Genomic DNA, 21864 nt, shown 5'->3' on the forward strand with positions numbered 1-21864 from the left:
TGATATGACAGAGAAGTTTCCAAGTGTAGTGCCAGTGATTGTAGAAGAGGAAGCGTTCATGTATCCATTCATGATTGCCCCCCTTTTTATTAATAGCGAGGCCAATATCAAAGCAGCCAACAAGGCCACCCAAGACAAGAATGATCTCATTTTCGTGGGTTGTGCCAAAAGTAACCCAAGCGACAAGGCTTTAGAAGAAAAGTTCTACGATGTGGGAGTCATTGGGAGCATTGTGCGCAAAGTGATTTTGCCAGATAACCGCATGAAAATCCTTTTTCAGGGGATTTGTAAGGGGCGAATCCTAAGCTTGCAATCTCATGACCCTTTGGAGGCGATGGTGGATGTGATCACCTACAAGGATTACGACCATGATAAAACCAACGCCATCTTAGAGATTCTCAAGGAGAAGGTGGGTAGTTTGGCTAATGTCAGCCAATTCTTCCCCCCTGATCTCTTGCGCGCCATTGAAGACAATAGCGATCCTAATCGCATCGTGGACTTGGTTGCCTCCGCCCTGCGCTTAAAAAAAGATCAGTCCTATAAACTCTTTGCCAATGACAACACCGAAGAGAGACTCCTCGATCTCATTGATTTGGTGATGGAAGAAATCAAAACCCAGAAGTTGCAAAAAGAGATCAAGAGCAAGGTGCATAGCAAAATGGAGCAAGTGAATAAGGAATATTTCCTTAAGGAACAGCTCAAACAGATTCAAAAGGAGCTGGGGGTAGACAAGCAACGCGATGAGGAAATCCAAGAGTACACCCAAAAACTCAGCGCGATAGAACCTTTCATCACCAAAGAAATCCACAAAGAGATCAAAAAACAGATCGAGCGCTTGAGTCGTATTCATCAAGATAGCTCCGATGTGGGGATTTTACAAAACTACATCGAATGGGTACTAGACATTCCCTTTGGGCAATACAGCCAAAAGAAGCTTTCCATTAGAGACGTAGAAAAACAGCTAGATGCCGATCACTACAGTTTAGAAAAACCTAAAGAACGCATTGTAGAGTACTTTGCCACGATGGAGCTCTTGCGCTTGCGCCAAACCGAGAGCAAGGAAACTAAGGGCACAATCCTGTGTTTTTATGGCCCTCCGGGGGTGGGTAAGACTAGTTTGGCTAATTCCATTGCTAAAGCCATCAAGCGCCCCTTAATCCGTATCGCTTTGGGGGGGTTAGAAGATGTCAACGAGTTAAGGGGACATCGGCGCACTTACTTAGGGTCTATGCCCGGGCGTATTGTACAAGGCTTGATTGAAGCTAAGAAGATGGATTGCGTGATGGTACTAGATGAGATCGACAAGGTGGATAAGAGCATGCGTGGCGATCCAGCCAGCGCGCTTTTGGAGATTTTAGATCCCGAACAAAACACCAATTTTAGGGATTATTACACAAACTTCAATATCGATCTCTCCCAGGTGATCTTCATTGCCACTGCCAACGACACCACCACAATTCCCCCCCCCTTGCGTGATCGCATGGAATTCATTGCGGTATCTAGCTACACCCCCCAAGAAAAAGAACAAATCGCGCGCAACTACCTCATCCCCCAAGAGCTCAAAAAGCACGCGCTCAAACCTACTGAAGCGCTTTTCACCCCAGAAGCAATCAAGCTTATCATTGAAAAATACACCCGTGAGGCGGGGGTGCGGGGCTTGAGGCGCGCGCTGGCCAGTATCATGCGCAAATGCGCTAAGAAAATTTTGCACAGCAGTGAGGAAAAAGCACTCAAAGAAGAGGGCAAGACTAAAATCAGAAGACAGCGTAAAATCCACATCACAGCAGACAATGTGCCAGAGTTTCTAGATAAAATCATCTTTGAGATTGACCCTATAGATCAAGAAGATGCCATAGGGATCGTCAACGGTTTGGCATGGACGAGTGTTGGGGGAGATGTGTTAAAAATTGAAGCGATGAAACTCAAAGGTAAGGGGAATTTAAAACTCACCGGAAGTTTGGGCGAAGTGATGAAAGAATCCGCGTATATCGCCCATTCCGTGGTGAAATCGCGCATTGATGAGGAGGTACTCATCCCCAAAAAGAAAAAGCCCAAAGAGGGCAAGATTTACCAACTCTATGACATCCATTTGCATGTCCCTGAGGGGGCGACCCCTAAAGATGGCCCCAGCGCAGGAATCACGATGGCCACTAGCATCGCTTCTATCTTGTGTGAAAGAAAAGTGCGTTGCGATGTAGCGATGACGGGCGAGCTCACTCTAAGCGGGCGGGTCTTGCCCATCGGTGGCTTAAAAGAAAAGCTGATCGCTAGCTATAAGGCCGGGATCAGAACCGCCTTGATCCCTGAAAAGAATTACCAAAGAGATTTAAAAGACATCCCCACGGAGGTGCAAGAGAATATGGAAATCAAGCCCGTGCGTCATATTGAAGATGTGTTAGAAGTGGCTTTGGTGCCCTGATGCGTGTTGGCATTGTGGGTTTAGGGCTCATGGGGGGGTCTATGGGGTTGGCTTTGCAGGAGGTACGCGCGCAATTAGGGATTAAGAGTCTAGTGGGCTTTGATCGCCACGTCTTGCACGCCCAAATGGCCTTGAGTTTGGGGTTGGTGGAGGAATGCGTGGAGTTTAGCCAGATTCAAACATGCGATCTGCTCATTTTGGCCACTCCTGTAGAGGGAATCATCCACATCTTAACGCATCTACAACCCCCACCCACAAGCACTATCATTGAGTTGGGGGGGGCTAAGGAACAAATTGTCTGTGCGATTCCTGACACTTTGCGCCCCCAAGTGGTGGCCAGCCACCCGATGTGTGGGACAGAGTTTCATGGTCCTAAAGCCGCCTTAAAGGGCTTGTACAAGAATAAGATCGTGATCTTGGTGGATTGTGAATACAGCGCAGACACCCATTTACAACGCGCTAAAGAAGTCTTTAGTGCGCTAGGGATGCAAATGGTAAAAATGGGCGCGCAAGCCCATGATCAGCATGTGGCTTTTGTGAGCCACCTGCCCCATGCTATTAGTTACGCCCTAGCCAACGTGGTGCTCGCCCAAGAAAGCCCACAGGATATTCTCTCTTTAGCCGCAGGGGGGTTTAGGGATATGAGCAGGCTCTCTAAAAGCGCGCCGGACATGTGGAAAGACATTTTTAGGCAAAACCAAGCCCATTTATTAGAGGCCCTAGAACTCTTCATCGCAGAGATGCAACGCACTAAAAGTATGTTGGAAGCCCAAGAATGGGAGGCGTTGCGCGTATGGATGCAAAAGGCCAATTGTTTGCAAGAATTCATGTAGAGGAATTTCGTGGAAGCCCAATTGATGAAACTTGCCATTGAAACCTATAAGATCACTTTAATGATCTCTTTACCCGTGCTCTTAGTGGGCTTGGTTGTGGGGCTATTGGTGAGCATTTTCCAAGCCACGACCCAAATTAACGAGATGACTCTCTCTTTCGTGCCTAAAATCTTAGCGGTGATCGCGGTAATCGTACTCACCATGCCATGGATGCTCAACATGCTCTTAGATTACACTAGCATGCTCTTTAAGCTCATCCCCAAGATCGCTTCATGAAGGCAACCCAAGCCTCAAGAGGAAACTTGAGCTTTTTTGGACTTCCAGTCTGATCGTCTCAAAGCTAGCGCGTTTAAGCTCACCTGCATGGGATAGAGCCCCTCAATAGCGCAATCCACACCGCTCAAAGCGCTTCTCAAGCGCGTTCACTCTGTCTTCAAGAGTGCAAATCTGAGTGGCTAAACTAATCTTGTCCGTTTTCAAGCGTTTAATTTCCTTAAGATAACTCTGCTCTTTAAGACAATTAGACAGTTGCTTGGCAAATCTGTATCCCCTTATGTTGGGCGATTTGTATTTGGGTCAAGCTTTCTTGTCTGAGCTGACAAACACGTTGGTTTTCTCATTGTGTCCTTTATCTAGGGATTCATGGCTATAAGCTACACCCTTCGATGGTAGTCCAACTTAACTTAATACAGTCTTGCTATAATGGAGGGTTTGAGAATTGACTAAAAAAAGGTGCGTTGTGGTTGTGGATTTCTCCAAGTACTCTAGCGTGAAGATCGGGGGCAAGGTGGAGGTAGCGTTATTGCGCACGTATGGGAATTATGAGGTGCAAATGGTAGGGTTGGCTAATAATCTCTTGGTTTCTCCACATGCGCACAACTTAGCGATCTTGGATCGCTGTTTTGAGGGGATTGAAGATAAGGGGCGTTTTATAGAAGTGGGGGCAAGGACTAGCGCACAGACTCTTTTTAAGTATTTCAGGGATCATAACTTAGCAGGGTTAGAATTTTTAGGTGCGTTACCCGGGAGTGTGGGGGGGTTGGTGAAAATGAATGCGGGCATGAAAACATATCAAATGAGCGATGTGATCTTGCAGGCTAATGTAAATGGGGTGTGGTTGGATTCTCAGGCATTGGGGTTAGCCTATCGCTCTAGCGCGTTTAGAGGCGTGGTCTTTGGGGTACGTTTGCAAAAAACGCGTGGTTTTAGGGATGACATCTTGCAGGCGTGCAAGCGCATGCGCGCTCACCACCCTAAGAAACCCAGCTTTGGAAGTTGTTTTAAGAACCCGCCTGGGGATTTTGCAGGTAGGTTACTAGAAGCAGTGGGACTCAAGGGGTTTTGCCTCAAGCAAGTGGGTTTTTCTAGCGCACATGCCAATTTTCTCATCAATTTGGGAGATGCGCATTTCGATCAAGCTCTTGATCTCATCTGTCTAGCTAAAGAACGGGTATTTCAACATTTTGGAATATGGTTAGAAGAAGAGGTTTGTATCCTCACTTAGATAGCTTTAGTAAAAATCTGCTAGAATGGCAACCAAAGGATGGTGATGCAAATCAAGGTACAGGCTTTTGGAAACACCCAAACAAATTGTTATATCGCGTCTCTAGAACAGGGGGATTTTATCGTAGATCCAGGTGTGGGGGCGTGTACTTGGGTGTTAGAGAACGCTCAAAAACCATTGGCCATTTGCATCACCCATGGGCATTATGATCACATTTGGGACGCGCATGCCCTCAAAAAGGCCCTGCCCCATGTGCCCCTATACGCACCCAAAGAAGATGTATTTATGCTCACCTCTGATTGTTTTTCTCTAGGGCTCACCCCCTGTTTGCCCGAAGAGATTTGCCCAGTGGAATGCCAAAGGGCGCACACCACTTTTGAGGTTGCCAATGTTCCTGTTACGTATTGGCATTTTCCTGGACACACTCCGGGGTGTTGCATGGTGGAGATTGCGGATGTCTTTTTCAGTGGGGATTTTATTTTCCACCGCAGTATTGGACGTTATGATTTTCCTTACTCCAATCCTGTAGACATGAAAGACTCCCTAAGGCGTTTTGAAAATCTCAAAAGTCCTTATGACAAGCCCTTGTATCCCGGGCATGGGCAACCCACAAGTCTTCAAGAAGAGCAACCCCGTATGAAGGCGTGGATTGCCCATCTCTAATTTATTTCTAAGGATATTGCATGTTAGATGACGCGCAAAGAGAGCGCTACGAGCGTCATTTGATGCTTGAGGATGTGGGGGAGCAGGGGCAAGAGAAGCTCTTGAATGCTAGCGTTTTGGTGATCGGGGCGGGGGGGCTGGGATCGCCCAATCTGATGTATTTGGCAGCAGCGGGGATCGGGCGCATCGGCGTGTTGGATTTTGATATTATTGAACTGAGTAATTTGCAACGCCAAGTCATCCACACCACTGATGAGATCAACGCTTCCAAAGTCAAATCTGCACAGCGTAAGATGTTGGCTCTCAATCCGGACGTGCAAGTAGAAACCCATTTTACTAAGTTGGACGCGCGCAACGCGCTAGACCTGATCAAAGATTACGCCTTTATCATCGATGCGACCGATAATTTTGCGAGCAAATTTCTTATTAACGATGCATGCGTGCTAGGCGATAAACCCTATAGCCATGCCGGTGTGTTGAAGTACCGTGGCCAAACCATGACGGTTTTACCCAAAAAAAGCGCGTGCTTTGCCTGTGTCTTTGACACCCCCCCAGACCCCACTCTTAACCCCATTTTTAAAGCCGGTCTCTTTGGGGTGGTGCCCGGTTTATTGGGCTGTATCCAGGCAGCCGAAGCGATCAAGTATTTTTTAGGTTTCCCCTTGCTTACGGACGCTTTGTTAGGGGTAGATACCAAGGGCATGGTCTTTAGACGCGTGGGCGTGAAAAAAAACCCCAAGTGTCGCGTGTGCGGTGAACAAGGGATTGTGCGCTTGACAGACTATCCCCAGTAAAGCAATAAGAAAGGGCATTTATGGATTTAACCTCTGTGCTTGGCGTGATCTTTGCCATTGTCGCAATCAGCGTGGGCGATATTTTAGAAGGGGGCAACCCGGTGCACGTGGTGCATGTGAGTTCTCTTATCATCATCATCCCCACGACTTTGTGTGCGGCGATGGTGGGCACACACGCCCACCATGTCAAAGCGGCCTATAAAGAGATCAAGATTGTGTTTCTCAACCCCAAGATTAACTTGCAAGAGACCATTAAGAGTATTGTGGAGTTGTCCACGATGGCGCGTAAAGACGGGGTACTGTCCCTAGAATCTAAAGTCGCCCAGATTGAAGACGATTTTGCGCGTAATGGGTTTTCTATGATTGTGGATGGTAAGGACATCAAGTCCGTACAAGAGAGCTTGGAAGTGGCTATTGAAGAATTAGAAGAGTACTACCACGGCGCAGCGCACTACTGGATCACCGCTGGGGAGAGCGCGCCCACCTTTGGGCTGGTGGGAGCGGTGTTGGGTTTGATGTTGGCCCTGCAAAAGCTGGACAATCCCCAAGAGATGGCACTGGGCATAGCCGGGGCCTTTACGGCCACAGTAACAGGAATCATGTGCTCTTATGCGCTCTTTGGCCCCTTTGGCAACAAGCTCAAAAACAAATCCAAAGACATTCTCAAGGAGAAGATCGTGATTTTAGAAGGCGTGATTGGCATTGCCAATGGGGACAACCCTAGGGATTTGGAGATGAAATTGCTCAACTACATCGCCCCGGGTGAGCCCAAAAAATCCATGTTTGAATAATGGCCAAGAAAGCAAAAAAGGTCGAATGTCCAGCTGGAGAGCGCTGGGCGGTCCCCTATGCGGATTTCCTCTCCCTCTTACTGGCGCTTTTCATCGCCCTGTATGCCATTTCAGTCATCAATAAGGCAAAAGTCAAAGCGCTCAAAAAGGAGTTTTTGAAAATCTTTGATTACGCCCCTGTGCCCGATTCGGTGCAACCTGTTATCCAAATCCCCCCAGCCCCCGGGGATTTGCAAAACAATGTCACAGAAGAGCGTAGCGCAAGCGAACAGTCAGTACAATCGCAAGCTACCATCACCAAAGTAGGGGAGGGGAGTGTGTTAGAACAGACCGATCAGGGAGCTATTCTCAAGCTTCCCTCTAGTTTGATTTTCACCAATCCCTATAGCGACACCATCAACGCTAGCATGCGCGAATACATTGTACGGATTGCCAGTATCATCCGCGCTTTGCCCGGTCAAGTGCAAATCAATGTGCGTGGGTATACAGACAACACCCCCATCCCCCCGGGGGTGCATTTTAAAGATCACTATGAATTGGCCGCAAGCCGGGCTTCTAAAGTGATGCGCGCCTTGATCAACGATGGAATCAGCCCCCAAAAGCTCTCCTTTACCTCCTATGGCCAAAACAACCCCATCGCCCCTAATGACAGCGTGGAGAATCGCATGCGCAATAACCGCGTTGAGATATTTTTCTCCACAGCCCCTCAAAATGTGGAAAAACTCCATTCCATCTTAGATAAGGGTCTTGAGGAGTGATCTTGCTCAAGTGGTTATTGGTGGGTTTTATGCTTTTGGGTGCGCAGCGCTTGCCTACGGGCGAAGAACTCTTAGAGGAAAACAAACCCCCCCCCAACCCCCTGAGCGCTACGCTTTACACTCAAGAGATTCCCTATCTAACTTGGACGCGCGATTATGGGGCTAAACGCTTTAAACGCGTCTTGGAGATTGAAGCGTTGGTAGACAGGGTACATGTCGATCACGTCAGCCTTAATGCGGATCGGTGCGCTCTTTTGCCCATTTTGCCTGGATATACTCTTTTACTGCACGAGAAAATGCGTTATGAGGTCTTTTGTGATGACCCCCTGCGCGTGGAGATCAAGAGCAATTTGGGGACGCAAGTTTTACACCCCATAGAAAAGTGGTTGCCCTAGGGCTTTGCTTGGCGTTTGCCATGACTATTGGTTGTGCCTCCCAAAGTGTCCAAATACTCTAAATAGGCGATGAGAAATTTGCGCGATAGAGGCCAATGCGTTTTGAGCAATGCGATGTCTAGATACCCATATTGTTTTAGAAGCGTTTGCATCAATGTAATAGCGCGTTCTAGGGTTTTTTTTTCTACAAAGACATTATGGCATAGCCGCACGACTTTTTGGGCTCGACAAAGGGCTTTGAGCGCATTGTCGCCGGCTTGGCGGTCTACATCCAATACTGCGTAAAGATTGTAAGGAGCTTGGGGGGTAAAACCCCCGTGTTGGATCGCGTTGTAGAGCTGGGTTTTCAAATTGTCTTGGAGTTGTTCTAGTTTAACCCCTTGGCGCAGCCACAATCCATGTTCTTGTCGCAAAAAATCTTGTTTTTCTAGCTCCACAAAGGCTAGGGTAGCTAAGTGCGCGCTAACATGGCTGTATTTGGCACAAATCCCCTTGACACTCAAGAGGGCATGGGGGTTGTGCATGTAAATACTTTTGATGGATTGCACCAAGCTAGAGAGCGCGCTAACAGGGTAGATCACCATTTCTTGTGCATCTACAATGGCATGGGGTACTTGTTTGGCGATTTCTAGGGCTAGGGTGTGGTTTAGGCCAAAGCGTTGTACACTGCAGAGGAGTCCAAAACCTTTTTGGTGCGCTTGGCAAAGGATTGCAAAGGCTTGGGGAAAGTCTTGGGCTTCTAAGGCATGGAGCAAGGCATGCTTTAGGCTTTTTTTGAGCGGATCGGCGATGGGGTTTAAGATCAAAGCCCCTCCCCACACCCGCCCTTGACAACTCAAAATCACACACTCTCCATAACATGCAAAGAGCTTTTGATCGATGAGGAGAGTGGCAAAAGGAGAATCTAGTAAGAGAAGTTTCGCTTGGGCGCGCAAAGTGCCTAGTTGCACGCTAATGACTTGATTGTGTTTGAGTGCAGGAGCGTCTGGGGGGGCTAAGAGTTTCACATCTAAAGTATGAAAAGCACGCAAGACCCCTTTGTGGCTTAAAAGCATGCCTGTTTTCAGTTCTTGGGCTTTAACTCCGCCCAAGTGCAATGCCACGCGTTCATGCATGCCAGCTTGCGCCACTTCTTGGCCATGCTGGTGCAAGGTTTTCACCCGTACCCCCTTTTGCAAAGGCAGTACACTGAGATGATCATGGGTTTTTACTTGTCCTCCTAGCACAGTTCCACTCACGACCACCCCCCTACCTTGCACCATAAAAACACGATCAATATAGAGCCTAAAAAGATCTTTTAGAGCATTTTTAGGGGTTCTCTTGCTAAAGGGGTGTTGGAGTAAAAATTGTTTGAGAGCTTCTATACTGCTAGGATCGTAAATACTGCATTTAAAAAGCCCGATACAGGCAGCTTTATAATCTTGCAGAGTATGCATAACATTGTGTTCTAGGTTCTGGGTATGCGTACATCTATCCACTTTACTCAGCACCACCAAACACGGGATTTGCAAGAGAGCGCAGATCAAAATGTGCTCCAAGGTCTGCTCTTTGATTCCTTCATAGGCATCTACCACAAGCAAGGCCATGTCTAGGGCAAAGCTCCCTGAAATCATCGTGCTGATCAAGCTTTGGTGTCCGGGCACATCTACAAAACCCAAAGTGCGCCCAGGGCTTTGTACACGACAAAAACTCAGATCGATCGTCATCCCTCTTTCTTTCTCATGTACGCTTGTGTCCCCATCAAACCCACTCAATGCCTTAATAAGCGCGCTTTTGCCATGGTCTACATGCCCACAAGTGCCTAGTAAAAAATACTCTTCTTTGGTCTGTGAGGGGGTTTTCATGGCTTATCCTTTATTTTTCTTGAAAGGAGTTATACCACAAACCTAAAATCTAGAAACGCTTAGGGCAATAATAGAAACTTTTTACACAGAAATTAGATACATAAGCCTTACAAATAGATTCAAGAGTCTTATAAAATATCTTAAGATTTATTTTATTATTATAATGTATAATGTAAATATTATTTAAAAAAGTTGAGGTGCGGTATGGACAGTTTGCGCGTGTTAAAGGTTTTATCATGTAGCATGGTGCTGTGTGGAGCGATGGCACAGGCAGCCAGTTTTGCCTACGATCTCAAGTTTGTAAGCTTCACCTACAATTTGGCCGGCAAAGACAACCCCTACTGGAATAGCCTAGTGAACATGAAAAATCGAATCATGCCCGAAATTGGGATTCAGTTTGATAAAAACCAATCCCTCATGTTTGGCGGGTGGTTCATCCAAAACCTACACACCCATTATAGCTACTTCCCCTATTCTTGGGGGGTTACAATGTATTATAGTGGGGTATGGAAGGATTTTAGAGCCCATGTGGGTATCATCCCTAGAACTTATTCCATCTCTTCTTACCCTCTAGCGGCTTTTAAAAAGCTCTTTTGGTTTAAAGACCCTACCGCTAGAGGGGCAATGTTGCAATACAAGCCCGCTTACAACCCTAATCGCTGGTGGAATGGCTGGGCGGAGTTCATCATAGACTGGTATGGCGGGCGCAACTGGAACAATGGTCCGGCTAAGAAAAATTACAACATGAACCAAATGCTCTACTTTGGTTCTACCGAGTGGTCGTTTTTAAAAGGCTATCTTGGCTTTGGGGGCAGAATCGTAGCTTTCCACAACACTAGCTCTTATAGCATGGGTGATAAATACCCCTTTGATGGGCATTCGGATCCGAGCATGCGGGGCCAAACCCCTCTTTGGCCCAATGGTTACCCCTATTTCAGCGGGGAGCCACTAGGGGGCGTGCCAGGCAAGTACGCCAACCCCACAGTACTCGATCGCATCTACTACTATGGCTATATCAAAACCGATCTCAAGCGTCTGATGCCCTATATGGACAAAATCTCTTTTGCCTTTGGCACGATGTCTGAGCAAGAACATTATTGCGTGCGTTCGGGGGTGAAGTGTGGACCCAGCCAGTGGTATAATAGCTTTGGGGGGCAATTTGACTTTGTGGCGCAGTATAAGGGCTTTGGTTTCTATGAAAAATACTACTTTTCAGACAAGCCTCAGATGAAATTTTATGCCACCTATGGGCGCGCGCTCTACACAGGGCTACCTTGGTACCACGCGCCTAACTTCCAACGCCTCGCGCTTTACTATGTCTATAAGAACAAGTTCATGAGCTTGCGTGCGGACGCGTTCTTTAACTTCATGGGCGGGGGCAATGGGCACAGCTTGAATGGGACAGGGGGCAAGTGGTATACCACCTTCCAGCAATTTGTAACCCTCTCCATTGACACTAGAGAACTGGTGGACTTTGTACGCAGCCACCGCCACTAGGCGCGCGCTAAGAAAGTTTGCAGGCGTTCTAAAGCTTGATCACCTAGCACGAATAGGGCTTGTTTGAGATCAATCCCCCCTTTCTTGCCCAAGAGTGCGACGCGCAATGCGGGCATGAACGCCCCGGGTTTGAGCGCGTGGGTGTCTAAAAAGGTGTGCAAGAGGGTTTGGATATTCTCTAAACTCTCTAAGGGCGCGTCTTTTAAGATTTGGGCGAATGCTTCTAGCAGGGGTTTAGCTTGCAGGGTTTTAATAGGGTCATAGCTAACAGGGGGGTTTAGCACTTCGTGCACGCCTGTACTCAAGCTCCTAAGGGTGGTGCAACGCTCTTTAAGCGCGCCCAATAACATGTCTTTTTGGAGCGTATTAAGACGATCAAAGGCGGGGGGCAGCTCAAAATCTTGTAAAAGTATCTCTAATTGGGCGTTAGAGGTGGCTTTGAGATAATGGGCGTTGAGCCAGTCTAATTTGTGGGGGCTAAAGCAGCTGGGCGCGCTATTTAAATCTTTGGCATCAAAGAGTCTTAGCAATTCTTCTAGGCTAAAAATCTCTTGATCGCCATAACTCCAACCCAAGCGCGCTAAGAAATTCAGCAAAGCCTCTTTAAGATAGCCCAAAGCCTTGTAATCCATCACGCCCATCGCCCCATCGCGCTTACTCAATTTGCGCCCTTGTTCGTTTAAAATCATGGGCACATGGTAAAAATTAGGCAATTTAAAACCTAGGGCTTGGTAAATGAGAATCTGCTTAGGGGTGTTGCTCAAATGGTCGTCTCCGCGAATAATATCGCTAATGCCCATCAACGCGTCATCAATGCTTACCACAAAATTGTAAGTGGGCGTGCCATCCGCGCGCGCGATGATGAAGTCGTCTAACTCTTTAGCCTGTACCACCACTACGCCCTTGATCCCGTCTTTAAAGGCGATCTCCCCCTGCAGAGGGGCTTTAAGGCGCACCACAGGCTTAACCCCTTGAGGGGGTGTGCCGGTAAAATCTCTATAACGGCGATCGTAGCGGGGAGTCTCCCCTTTGGCGCGCTGGGTTTCTCTTAAAGCCTCTAGCTCTTCTTTACTCGTGTAGCAATAATACGCCTTGTGCGTGTCTAAGAGTTGTTGGACATAGCTTTGATAAAGCTCTAAGCGTTGAGACTGGTAGAGAATTTCTCCATCAAAGCCCAAACCCATCCACGCAAAGGCTTGTAAAATCGCCTCTGTGGCCTCTTGGCTATTGCGCGCCAAATCGGTGTCTTCAATGCGCAAATAACACTTACCCCCACGCCCCCTGGCGTAAAGATAATTAAACAGAGCCGTCCTCAAGCCTCCAATGTGTAAATGCCCTGTGGGAGAGGGCGCAAAACGAGTTACAACCATGCATGTCCTTTAAGCGCAAAAGTCCTAAAATACACATTTTAATATAAGCTGACTTAAAGGGGCGCGCATGCTTTGTGTGTTGGACATTGAAACCGTACCCGATCTCGAGCGCATTAGTCGCGATTTAGACCCCGAATGGACACTAAGCCCCCTAGAGCTTTGCGCTAAAGCCTTTGAAGTACAAAAAGCCAAGAGTGGGAGCGAGTTTTTGCCCCTGTATTGGCATAAGGTGATTTCTATTGCAGCGGTGTTAGCCAACGCGCAGGGGCATTTTATCAAGGTGGGCAATTTTGGCAAGCAAGAGGGGCATGAAAATGAGGAAAAGCACCTAGTGGGGGACTTTTTAGAGTTTTTTAACCACAGAAAGCCCATGCTTGTTAGTTTCAATGGGCGCAATTTTGATCTGCCCACTCTCATGCTCAAAGCCCTAGCTTATAACCTAGATGCGCACGCCTTTTATGAGCAAAGCAATTACCGCTACCGCTACAGCGAAGCGCTCCATACGGATTTGCTCGATAGCCTTTCTCAGTTTGGCGCGCCGCGGCTTAACCTCGATGGGGTGTGTTCTATGGCCGGTTTGCCGGGTAAATTTGGCTTGAGTGGGGAGAGGGTGCATGAAATTTACTATGGTCAAGAGGATGATCGCTTAGATCGCATCGATAACTATTGTCAGGCCGATGTGCTCAACACCTATTGGCTTTATCTTAAATACATCCTCTCTAAGGGAGAGTTGGCTAAAGAGCATTATTTAAATATTTTGGTAGAGTTTAAAAGCAAACTCCCCCAAGACAAGCCCTATAGCGAGGTTTTCACCCAAGCCCTAGAGCGCGAGATTCAAACTGAGATGCAAGGGGATTAAGGCTTAACAATATGCCATTCTACTTTGAGCATATCGCAAGACCCTTTAAAGCCTAGATCGCAACCCTTTAGAAAGTATTTTTTAGCTTTTTTGCGACTTTTACGCACACTATGAACATCCCAATAGATCACCCCTAAGCTATGGCAAGCATAGGGGTCGCCTAATTTTGCGCCCCGTTGGTAGTATTTGATTGCTTGGTCTATGTCCTTGTGCACACCTAACAAACCCTGCTCATAAATCCAACCCAAAGTGCGGTAAGCCTGCATATCCCTCATTTTGCCCGCTTTTTGGTAGTCCATGATAGCTTGCTTGGGATTGCTGCTCTCTTCTAATTGTCCACGAGCCAAATAGGCGCGCGCGATCCCCATTTGCGCCATCTTGTTTAAATAAGCCATGATTTTAGGGCGATCATTAGCATAACCGGCCTGAAGCAAGCCTTCTAAATAGGTACTTACTTGGCTCTCAGGCGGGCGTGCCACCAGCGCGCAAGCCTGCTTAGAGCCTAATTGACATGCCTTTCTAAAAGAAACAACGGCTTTTGTAATGTCTTTAGGCGCGCCCTCCCAGTAAAAAAAGCCCAGTCTTTCATATGCCCGCGCGCTCCCCAACTCCCCAGCCCTTTGGTAGTCTGCAATGGCCTTTTTGATGTCTTGGGCATAACGCGCCCTATCACCATCTTTTAGGTACGTCTCCCTAGCGCACCCCCCCAAGCACACAAGGGCTACTAGGGCTATTCTGAGGGCGTTGTATGCAGGGCTTTGTGGCATAGGGGGTGGCAATCCTCATCTAAACTACTAGGAGACATGCACCGAATGGCATTCACCAATTCAATGGCCGGGCGCGCGCTCTGTACACTTACCCCCTCCCCGTCTAAAATCTGTTTGTAACTTTGGGTGTGCAGATCGTCAAAACCATCGCTAAAATCAATTTCATTCCCCTCCAAGACCAAAGAGCGATAGGCACTATCGTGGTGTATGCCCAAATGTTCGGGGTTAATAGAGAGAAACCACGAAACGCGCGCGTGCTCCAAAGTCAAAAACCCCCCCATGCAATCATTTTGGTGCACATGTACCACATTATCCACCACCCCTCCAAAAATATCTAGCAAAATGTCAAAGAAGTGGATGCCAATATTGCTGGCTAACCCGCCGCTCTTGTTTTCATCTCCTTTCCACGAGTTAAGATACCACTTTCCGCGCAACACCAAGTAGGTTAAAGAAACCTCATAAATCTTATCGGGAACTTTGAGCAATTCGGCCCGTACATCTTCTTTGAGCTGCATGATATTAGGATGTAGGCGCAACTGCAAGATATTGAACACCCGTTTGTTATATTTTTTCTCAAGCGCGCTGATTTCATCAAGCTCACTAGGGTCTAGCACTAGGGGCTTTTCGCAAATAGCGTGGATACCATGCGAGAGCGCAAATTCAATATGCTCAAAATGCAGGTAATTAGGGCTGCAGATGGCCATGTAGTCTAAGTTCTTCTCTTGCGCCTTGCAATCTTGTAAATACTGGTGTAAATCCTCTAAATCGTTGAAAAATTCACAATCCAGCCCGTATTGATCTAAGATGCGTACGCTGTCATGAACGTCCATTGCACAATCGAGTACATGCCCTAGTTCTTGGATTGCCTGTAGGTGTTTGGGGGCGATAAATCCCCCCACCCCAATGATACCAAAAAGCATACAAACTCCTTAAAAAAATTTGAAGCGCATGGTAACAAAATTCCATTGAGGGGGTTCTTTAGTGGGCGTATTCCTTGCCTTAAAATGGGCAATAGGCGTTGATTAGGGTAAAATTAGCGCATCTACCCCATGATCATCAGGATGGCTTGAATCAAAGTCTTTGAGAATGACGCAGCGTTGAGGGGTAAGTTCTAGGAGTGCCGCAAAATCTTGGCTCAAATAAAGAGCGCTCGCTCTAGCTAATACACCAGCTTTCAAATCTGCTTTGCAACGTACTTCTACAATGTCTAATAAGCCTAGACGGCTGGCATAAGCGCACATGTCTTTGAGGTGTGCGCCCAAGAGTTGTGCGCTCAAAACCACCCCATCGCCCCCGTGCACCACACTTTCTAAGAGTTGGTAGGGGTCTACAAAATAATCCTTGTGAATCAAGGGGTTGGGGCTTAGGCGGCGCACATAACCTAGCAAGTCCAAACTTTCTAAAGCAGGTAAGGGGGTATAAAGGGGCATGAAGTCCAGCAAAAGGGCACGGGCGGGGCGCTCCAATTGTTCCAACAGGACTTCTAACTCTAGGCTAGCATCTAGACGCAAAACCTGCTGGGGACCGCTTTGGGTGCGTTCTAAGTCTTGGACTCTTAGTCTAGGCGCATAGGGGTTATAGGCTAGAGTGCGCCCCAAGACCTCTAGGGGGGTCAAGGCCTGCTTGGTTTCTAGGTAATGGCTCAGGGCACTTAAATCTAATGGCATTTGGCGATCGCATCGGCATGCTCTTTGAGCTCGGGCTGGTTTTTAATTTCTGTAGCGTCAATCTTGGCAAAGATATCTCTAGCTTGCGCGCACTCACCCAATTTATAATACCCCCACGCTAGGGAGTCCAAATAGAAGATCGAATCGGGTTCGACTTCTAGGGCGGTTTTGACATAGGCGATCCCCTTTTTGATGTCTAAATTGTAATCGATCAGAGAATAACCCAAGAAGTTGTAAAAAAACGCGTCTTGAGGGTTCATATCCCCCTTGGTGCGCTTGAGATTTTGGCTACGTTCTGCAATGGCGCGCTCTAGTTTCTGGGTGATCTTGACCACTTCAGATTTTTTGGGGGGGTTGTGGATGGCGTTGAGGTGCTCATAAGTGTAAATGGCCTCTAGGGCTAAGAAGCTAGGGTCTTTTTTTTCATTGTAGATCAGGCTAGCTTGTTTGGCAGCTAGGGCAAATTTCTTTTGCGCGGTGTAGAGGTCTAGGAGCAAGCGACGGTCAAAGGGGAAATTCTCGGCGACCTTTTGGGCTTTGTCAAATTCCTTAAGTGCTATTAATACAGAGATGTAGAGCTGGGCATTTTGTACAATAGGGTCTCTCTCATACAAGGTCCCAAAGACATCCTTAGCTCTGTCTAACTCATTAAGCTGCAAGAAAGTGTTGTAGGCGCGTTGGCATAAATCAGGCGAACAGCCGTAATTTTTCAAATGAGAGCTCAGTAGACTCACGGCCTCTTGGTGGCTGTTTTGCATAAAATAAATGGTGATGAGCTTCTCTAAACTGTCCTCGCTATGGGTTTGGTTGTAAAAGCGGTTGAGCAAGGAAAACGCCTTATCATAGCGTTTTTGACTCAAATACAGAGAACCCAAAACATCATCCAACATTAAAGACTTATCCTCGCGGCGGATAGTTTCTAACATCGCGATCGCCTTATCGGTCTGCCCAGTTTGGATATAGCCATCCACCAAAATCTTATTGATAGAAATGTCTTTTTTGTCCTTAGTGATTTTTCTATAGAGCATGGCCAATTTTACCGCTGTGCTGAGATCGCCCAAACTGGCCGCAGAGATCGCCGCTTCTTTGGCGTATAGAATATTGTTTGTCTCTTTATAGAGATGCAAATAGCCTCGTTTAGCTGCGGCAAAATCGCCCCGATGGAAGGCATCAGAAGTAATGAGAATCTGTTGATCTTCGCTCAAGCTTTGGGCGAAGAGTACACCTGCTAGCGTCATCGTCAACACCGCGCCCTTGCGCTTAAAGGAAGTCGCCTTTTTCATTTTTAACTCCTTTTCTTAAGAATATAGCATAAAACCTTCACATTTGATTTACTCAAGCACCACCCCCGGACATTCTAGCGCGCGCTCTTGGGGGGTTTTATCATCCTGCCAAAAGGGATAGCTGCGGCATTGTTTAGGGCGCACGGGGTAAATACGACACCGTTTGCTTTGCATGTCTAAAAATACGCATGCCCTATGCGCTGCGTTTTGCTCTAACAAGCTATAGGCATGCCCCACACGCTTGAGATAACGCATCCCAAATTGATCTAAAGGCATGTTTAAAAACGTAGCGATGCCTTGAATCTCTGCTAGACTCACAAAAACATAGCCCTCCCCTATGCAACAACGCGCCCCACAAGAGGCGCAAACTTGGGAATCAAATCTAAAACTCTGTAACTTTGTATTCAATGTGAATCCTAAACTCTAGAGCCAAATCGCGTTTTTCTTTGGTGATACTGATAGGGAGTGCCATTTGCGTGTAATTGCTAATCTCTAGCATGCTTTTTAAAAAAGTATACAGATCTTGTAAAGAGCGGGCATGCGCCTTGATGTAAAAAATTTCGTGGATAATGTCAGCTTGGGAGTGCTTGTCTTCAGTACCCGCTTGTATTTGGATTTGAGTAAAGTGTTGTCTGAGAAGTTGGTTAAGAGTGTTGACACTTTCTTGATAGCTGGGGTGGGCGAGTTTGGACGCGATGGCTTGCTTGTAAGCTTGGTAGTCTGCAAAAGTTTCAAAAAACATTTTTTGTTTATGCTCCATGATAAGGAGTTTTTGTACTTCATCGCCATGCTGGGATCGAAACTTTTCCAAATTGTCCCACACTAAAAAACGCACAGAGACGATCGCCAAAACAAAAAACACCAATGTGAATAGCGAGTTTCTAACTAGCCTCTCAAAGACCACACTGCCTGTAAAATGGCTTTCTGGCTTGGCTTCTTGAGTCTTTTTACTCATTTGGGGTCCTTGTCAATAAAGGGCACGGTAGAAGAATTATGAGACACAAATCTAAACCACCCATTCCCCATAGGGTAAAAGGTTACTTGGCTATTTTCAAAGATAGAATTGAGTCGTTGCTGCAAGGATAATTGGAACACTTCCTTAGAGGGTACGATTCCCTTGATTACTAGACTAGAATAGTCAATGGTGATGGATTGAATCGTGATGGAGTTGGGGATGATCTCTAGGATTCCCTTGATCGAATCTTTGATATTCAGAATGTATATCTTTTTATGATCCACTTCACGTACTCTGCGCTCTAGTTCTTTGTGTTTGCCGCGTACCCGTTCGCTCTCATGCCCATAAATATTGCTCTCCACTTGGGCAATTTCACTTCTATGACCGGCCGCGCGCGCCTCTTGGTTCAAAAAATGCGCCATCCACGCGCTCAAGGCCACCGCCAAAATCATGTAAAACACCCATACTTTCGTATGGGGGCTAACCATGTGTTTGGTATGGGGCTTGCTATAGCTATAACGCGTCATCACTTTGTTCTCTTTGAGCAAAGATGCTCAGTTGTTCCACCACAGAGATAGGCACGCAGGATACTTCTATCATGAGCTCGTCCTGTAGTTTCTCTACCATGCGTGGTCCAAGCTGGTAGGTGTTGAGAATGCATGCCTTTTCTACAAAATCTTCTAAGGGATAGAGAGGGTGCTTGTAGGCCTGCTTGAGACTTTCTTGCAAAAGACCAATCACTTCAGAGATGGACGCTTTTTCCTCTTCTAAGAGTTTCGATTCTTGAGCGGAAAGGGGGGGTGTGGTGTCGCCGGGGATTTGGTCGTGCATTTCTTGGGCGGTGTCGTTCATATGGGTTAAATTAGCTTCCATAGAACTCAATAGGGATTTTAAAAAGACCTCGTCTTGAACATAGTCTTCTTGTTCCTCTTTGGCATCCGCTGAACCTAGATGTTCAGGAATCTTTAAGTTATAACATTGTGCATAACAGATTTTTTTGCGGTGGGTGATGAGCACGCAAAGCCTAGAATGCTCTAGCATGGCATAGAGAGTGGCGCTTTCTTGCAGATTAGGGCGGATATAACCATACATGAGTAAAAAAGGTGAAAAGAGATAGTCTGCTTTGAAAAGCGCGCTTTCAAAAGCTGCAATCTCCTCCTTGAGCGATTTCTTAGGGATAAAGAAGTAATGTTGGTCTATCTCCAAAAACACCAAGTCTTTTTTGGGCACGGGGGCGTAGTGTTCTAAATGCTCCTTCTTACACACCCCTTGATCCAAACTCTTGGCCATGCCACACAGATATGAAAAGGGATAGACCCGCGTAAAATTGCGCGCGTCCTTGAGGGCTTTGATGGGAATCACCCCATCTTTGATCGCATAGACCTTGTTGACGACTTCTAAAGTTTTGCCCCGTTTGAGGTGCTCCACCCGCCCCACTAGCATTTCATGATCCACATTGAAGCAAATAAAGACATCGGAAAAAAAGAACTCTTTGAGAGTGTCATAAAAAATCGCCTTGAAAGCCCGCCACATTAATAACACTCCCCCATACGGGTTGCTACAAGCATCTTGGCCTGTTCTAGTGCCATATCCTTGGGGATGAAAAAGGGTTCACGCATGTAGTAGCGCACCTCTGAAAAGGGTTTGGGCAATTGGAAGCGATCCCAAGTGTTGAAGGTGAAAGCGTTGGCAAAGACCACGCGGCACACCACCACCCCCACCCCGCTTTTTTGCGCCAACGCCACCACGCCATCGGCCACGCTATGATAGGGACCCCTAGGGCCATCTGGGGTTAAGCCCACATCGGCCCCCGCCTTTAAATGCCTAATCCCCTCCACCAACACCCTAACCCCCCCCTTTTTGCTCGAACCTCGAATGGCGCGAAATCCAAAGCATTCATACAGCCTTGCGGCCAAAGAGCCATCAAAATGTTGGCTAGCGATCACATAGAGGTTAGAACCCTCTTTTAAGCGCAGGTAGGCAAAGGGCAACATCGCAATCTCCCCATGCCAAAAACTCGCAATAAAGGGGGTGTCCTCCAAGCCATGCGCCAAATAAAAGCGGTTTTTGCAGGTTTTAAAGAGAAGTTGCAAAATCCAATAGAGAAGTACCGGCAACGCTCTTAACACAAACCCATTGCGCAAACGCTTTAGCACAAACTAAGCCCCTAAACGCTGGGCCTGCAAGCTCCCCTTGTGGTGCGCGATCACCTGCACGGCCACCAAATCGCCCACGCCCACGCCCTGCGCCTCAAAGCTCAACAAGCGCCCTTGATCGCTCTTGCCCTGTGCCCTGCCCTGTTGTACATTTTCTACCAACACTGTATAGACCTTGCCCACTTCGCTTTGGGCCTTTTGGGCTAAAAGCTCTTGGTGGCGGCGTTGCAGGACTTGCAAACGCGCCTTAGCGATGGCGCTGGGCACTTGGTGGTGCAGATGCGCTGCTGGAGTCAAGGGACGCGGGGAGTAAATGAAGCTATAGAGTGTGTCAAAACGCACCCGCTCCACCACCTCTAGAGTGTCTTGAAAATCCGCCTCGCTCTCTGCAGGGAAACCTACAATGATGTCCGTGCCAATGCCCACCTCTGGCACCAGCGCGCGCAATTTCTCTATGCGGTTTAAATACCATTCCCTAGTATAACCTCGTTTCATCGCCCTTAAAATCGCATTCGAACCACTTTGCAGGGGGATATGGATACTCTTGCACACTTTGGGATGGCGCGCAAAACATTCTAAGAAGGCATCGTCCATGTGCAGAGGGTGGGGCGAGGTGAAGCGGATACGCTCCAAACCCACAATTTCACCCAAAGCGCATAGCAACGCGCTAAAATCCACTTTGGGGTGCGCGCTAGAAAAACGCGCGCCGTAATTATTCACATTCTGCCCCAACAAGATAATTTCTTTCACCCCGCGCTTCACACAAGAGCGCGCCTCTGTTAAGATCAAATCCAAGGGGATGGAGATCTCTTTGCCCCGTGTGTGGGGTACAATGCAGTAAGTGCAATGCTTGTCGCACCCGATAGAAACATTGATAAAGGCCTTGAGCGGGTTTTTGGAGCTCTCAAAGACATAATGGCTATCATCGTGATCTAAAGCCACCTCAACCGCCTTAGGTTGGTGGATAATTTGGGTGATCTTGGAGATATTGCGCGCCCCTAGGACAAAGTCCACACTGGGGGCCTTTTGCAGAATACGCGCCCCCATGTGGCTAGCGCTACACCCACACACCCCAATCTTGGCCCCTCTCTTTTTGATCTTGGCAAAATGCCCGATCTCAGAAAACAATTTGCGCTCGGGCTTTTCGCGCACGCTACAGGTGTTGAGCAAGATGAGATCGGCTTGTTTGGGGTCGTCAATTTGGGCATAACCCACCTTGGCCAATTCGCTAGAAAGGTGCTCGCTATCGCGGTTATTCATCGCGCAACCCATCGTTTCAATGTAGAGGGTTTTTGAGGGGGTCATCGCA

The 21864-nt window shown here is 47.4% G+C and carries 23 protein-coding genes; 11 read left to right on the forward strand and 12 right to left on the reverse strand.

The features are described 5' to 3' along the window. The first annotated feature begins 4 nt into the window (after positions 1-4). From lon to EAO38_RS03120, 9 genes are all read left to right on the forward strand, one after another. A complete protein-coding gene (gene lon, locus EAO38_RS03080) occupies positions 5-2419 on the forward strand; it encodes an endopeptidase La (RefSeq protein WP_205588331.1) in 2415 nt (804 codons plus the stop codon). After that, complete coding sequence (locus EAO38_RS03085) at positions 2419-3252, forward strand: prephenate dehydrogenase (protein WP_121021018.1); 834 nt, start codon at positions 2419-2421, stop codon at positions 3250-3252. Before lon ends, EAO38_RS03085 begins: the two co-directional genes overlap by 1 nt. Before the next feature lie 9 nt (positions 3253-3261). Next, positions 3262-3528, forward strand: a complete 267-nt coding sequence (fliQ, locus tag EAO38_RS03090; protein WP_121021020.1) for a flagellar biosynthesis protein FliQ — start codon at positions 3262-3264, stop codon at positions 3526-3528. A gap of 463 nt (positions 3529-3991) precedes the next feature. After that, a complete protein-coding gene (locus tag EAO38_RS03095) occupies positions 3992-4756 on the forward strand; it encodes a UDP-N-acetylmuramate dehydrogenase (RefSeq protein WP_121021022.1) in 765 nt (254 codons plus the stop codon). Between the two features lie 45 nt (positions 4757-4801). Further along, entirely contained in the window at positions 4802-5419 is a 618-nt protein-coding gene (locus EAO38_RS03100; RefSeq protein WP_121021024.1) for an MBL fold metallo-hydrolase, read from the forward strand. A 20-nt stretch (positions 5420-5439) separates the two neighbouring features. Further along, positions 5440-6213 (forward strand): HesA/MoeB/ThiF family protein, encoded by a 774-nt coding sequence (locus EAO38_RS03105; RefSeq protein WP_121021026.1) that lies wholly within the window; start codon positions 5440-5442, stop codon positions 6211-6213. A 20-nt stretch (positions 6214-6233) separates the two neighbouring features. Continuing rightward, a complete protein-coding gene (gene motA / locus EAO38_RS03110) occupies positions 6234-7004 on the forward strand; it encodes a flagellar motor stator protein MotA (RefSeq protein ID WP_121021027.1) in 771 nt (256 codons plus the stop codon). After that, positions 7004-7762: a flagellar motor protein MotB gene (motB, locus tag EAO38_RS03115; protein ID WP_121021029.1), complete on the forward strand. Its 759-nt coding sequence runs from the start codon at positions 7004-7006 to the stop codon at positions 7760-7762. The genes motA and motB overlap by 1 nt, the downstream gene beginning before the upstream one ends. 2 nt (positions 7763-7764) lie before the next feature. Beyond that, positions 7765-8157, forward strand: a complete 393-nt coding sequence (locus EAO38_RS03120; RefSeq protein WP_235852491.1) for a hypothetical protein — start codon at positions 7765-7767, stop codon at positions 8155-8157. Here the strand turns inward: EAO38_RS03120 and selB are convergent. Further along, complete coding sequence (gene selB / locus EAO38_RS03125) at positions 8154-10001, reverse strand: selenocysteine-specific translation elongation factor (protein ID WP_121021031.1); 1848 nt, start codon at positions 9999-10001, stop codon at positions 8154-8156. The two genes, EAO38_RS03120 and selB, sit on opposite strands and share 4 nt — an antisense overlap. Positions 10002-10205: 204 nt before the next feature. Between selB and EAO38_RS03130 the strand changes: the two genes are divergently transcribed. Further along, positions 10206-11498, forward strand: a complete 1293-nt coding sequence (locus tag EAO38_RS03130) for a hypothetical protein (RefSeq protein ID WP_205588332.1) — start codon at positions 10206-10208, stop codon at positions 11496-11498. Here the strand turns inward: EAO38_RS03130 and gltX are convergent. Then, complete coding sequence (gltX, locus tag EAO38_RS03135) at positions 11495-12868, reverse strand: glutamate--tRNA ligase (RefSeq protein WP_121021035.1); 1374 nt, start codon at positions 12866-12868, stop codon at positions 11495-11497. The genes EAO38_RS03130 and gltX overlap by 4 nt on opposite strands. A 67-nt stretch (positions 12869-12935) precedes the next feature. Between gltX and EAO38_RS03140 the strand changes: the two genes are divergently transcribed. Then, on the forward strand, positions 12936-13727 hold the full coding sequence (locus EAO38_RS03140; protein WP_121021037.1) for a 3'-5' exonuclease: 792 nt from the start codon (positions 12936-12938) through the stop codon (positions 13725-13727). Here the strand turns inward: EAO38_RS03140 and EAO38_RS03145 are convergent. From EAO38_RS03145 to miaB, 10 genes are all read right to left on the reverse strand, one after another. Further along, positions 13724-14494 (reverse strand): tetratricopeptide repeat protein, encoded by a 771-nt coding sequence (locus EAO38_RS03145; protein WP_121021039.1) that lies wholly within the window; start codon positions 14492-14494, stop codon positions 13724-13726. The genes EAO38_RS03140 and EAO38_RS03145 overlap by 4 nt on opposite strands. Further along, positions 14458-15414: a Gfo/Idh/MocA family protein gene (locus EAO38_RS03150; RefSeq protein WP_121021041.1), complete on the reverse strand. Its 957-nt coding sequence runs from the start codon at positions 15412-15414 to the stop codon at positions 14458-14460. The genes EAO38_RS03145 and EAO38_RS03150 overlap by 37 nt, the downstream gene beginning before the upstream one ends. 102 nt (positions 15415-15516) lie before the next feature. Continuing rightward, complete coding sequence (locus EAO38_RS03155) at positions 15517-16161, reverse strand: beta/alpha barrel domain-containing protein (protein ID WP_121021043.1); 645 nt, start codon at positions 16159-16161, stop codon at positions 15517-15519. Further along, positions 16152-17444 carry a tetratricopeptide repeat protein gene (locus EAO38_RS03160; protein WP_407927410.1) on the reverse strand — a complete coding sequence of 431 codons (1293 nt, stop codon included), beginning with the start codon at positions 17442-17444 and terminating at the stop codon, positions 16152-16154. Before EAO38_RS03160 ends, EAO38_RS03155 begins: the two co-directional genes overlap by 10 nt. A 48-nt stretch (positions 17445-17492) precedes the next feature. Then, positions 17493-17852: a YkgJ family cysteine cluster protein gene (locus EAO38_RS03165; RefSeq protein WP_121021045.1), complete on the reverse strand. Its 360-nt coding sequence runs from the start codon at positions 17850-17852 to the stop codon at positions 17493-17495. Continuing rightward, on the reverse strand, positions 17827-18399 hold the full coding sequence (locus EAO38_RS03170; RefSeq protein WP_121021047.1) for a hypothetical protein: 573 nt from the start codon (positions 18397-18399) through the stop codon (positions 17827-17829). The genes EAO38_RS03165 and EAO38_RS03170 overlap by 26 nt, the downstream gene beginning before the upstream one ends. Next, on the reverse strand, positions 18396-18926 hold the full coding sequence (locus tag EAO38_RS03175) for a hypothetical protein (RefSeq protein WP_121021049.1): 531 nt from the start codon (positions 18924-18926) through the stop codon (positions 18396-18398). Before EAO38_RS03175 ends, EAO38_RS03170 begins: the two co-directional genes overlap by 4 nt. After that, positions 18913-19932 (reverse strand): hypothetical protein, encoded by a 1020-nt coding sequence (locus EAO38_RS03180; protein WP_121021051.1) that lies wholly within the window; start codon positions 19930-19932, stop codon positions 18913-18915. Before EAO38_RS03180 ends, EAO38_RS03175 begins: the two co-directional genes overlap by 14 nt. Beyond that, on the reverse strand, positions 19932-20555 hold the full coding sequence (locus EAO38_RS03185; RefSeq protein ID WP_121021053.1) for a lysophospholipid acyltransferase family protein: 624 nt from the start codon (positions 20553-20555) through the stop codon (positions 19932-19934). Before EAO38_RS03185 ends, EAO38_RS03180 begins: the two co-directional genes overlap by 1 nt. Before the next feature lie 3 nt (positions 20556-20558). Continuing rightward, complete coding sequence (gene miaB / locus EAO38_RS03190) at positions 20559-21860, reverse strand: tRNA (N6-isopentenyl adenosine(37)-C2)-methylthiotransferase MiaB (protein WP_121021055.1); 1302 nt, start codon at positions 21858-21860, stop codon at positions 20559-20561. Between the last annotated feature and the right edge of the window lie 4 nt (positions 21861-21864).

The organism is Helicobacter vulpis, from assembly GCF_003660395.1.
Taxonomy (GTDB): domain Bacteria; phylum Campylobacterota; class Campylobacteria; order Campylobacterales; family Helicobacteraceae; genus Helicobacter; species Helicobacter vulpis.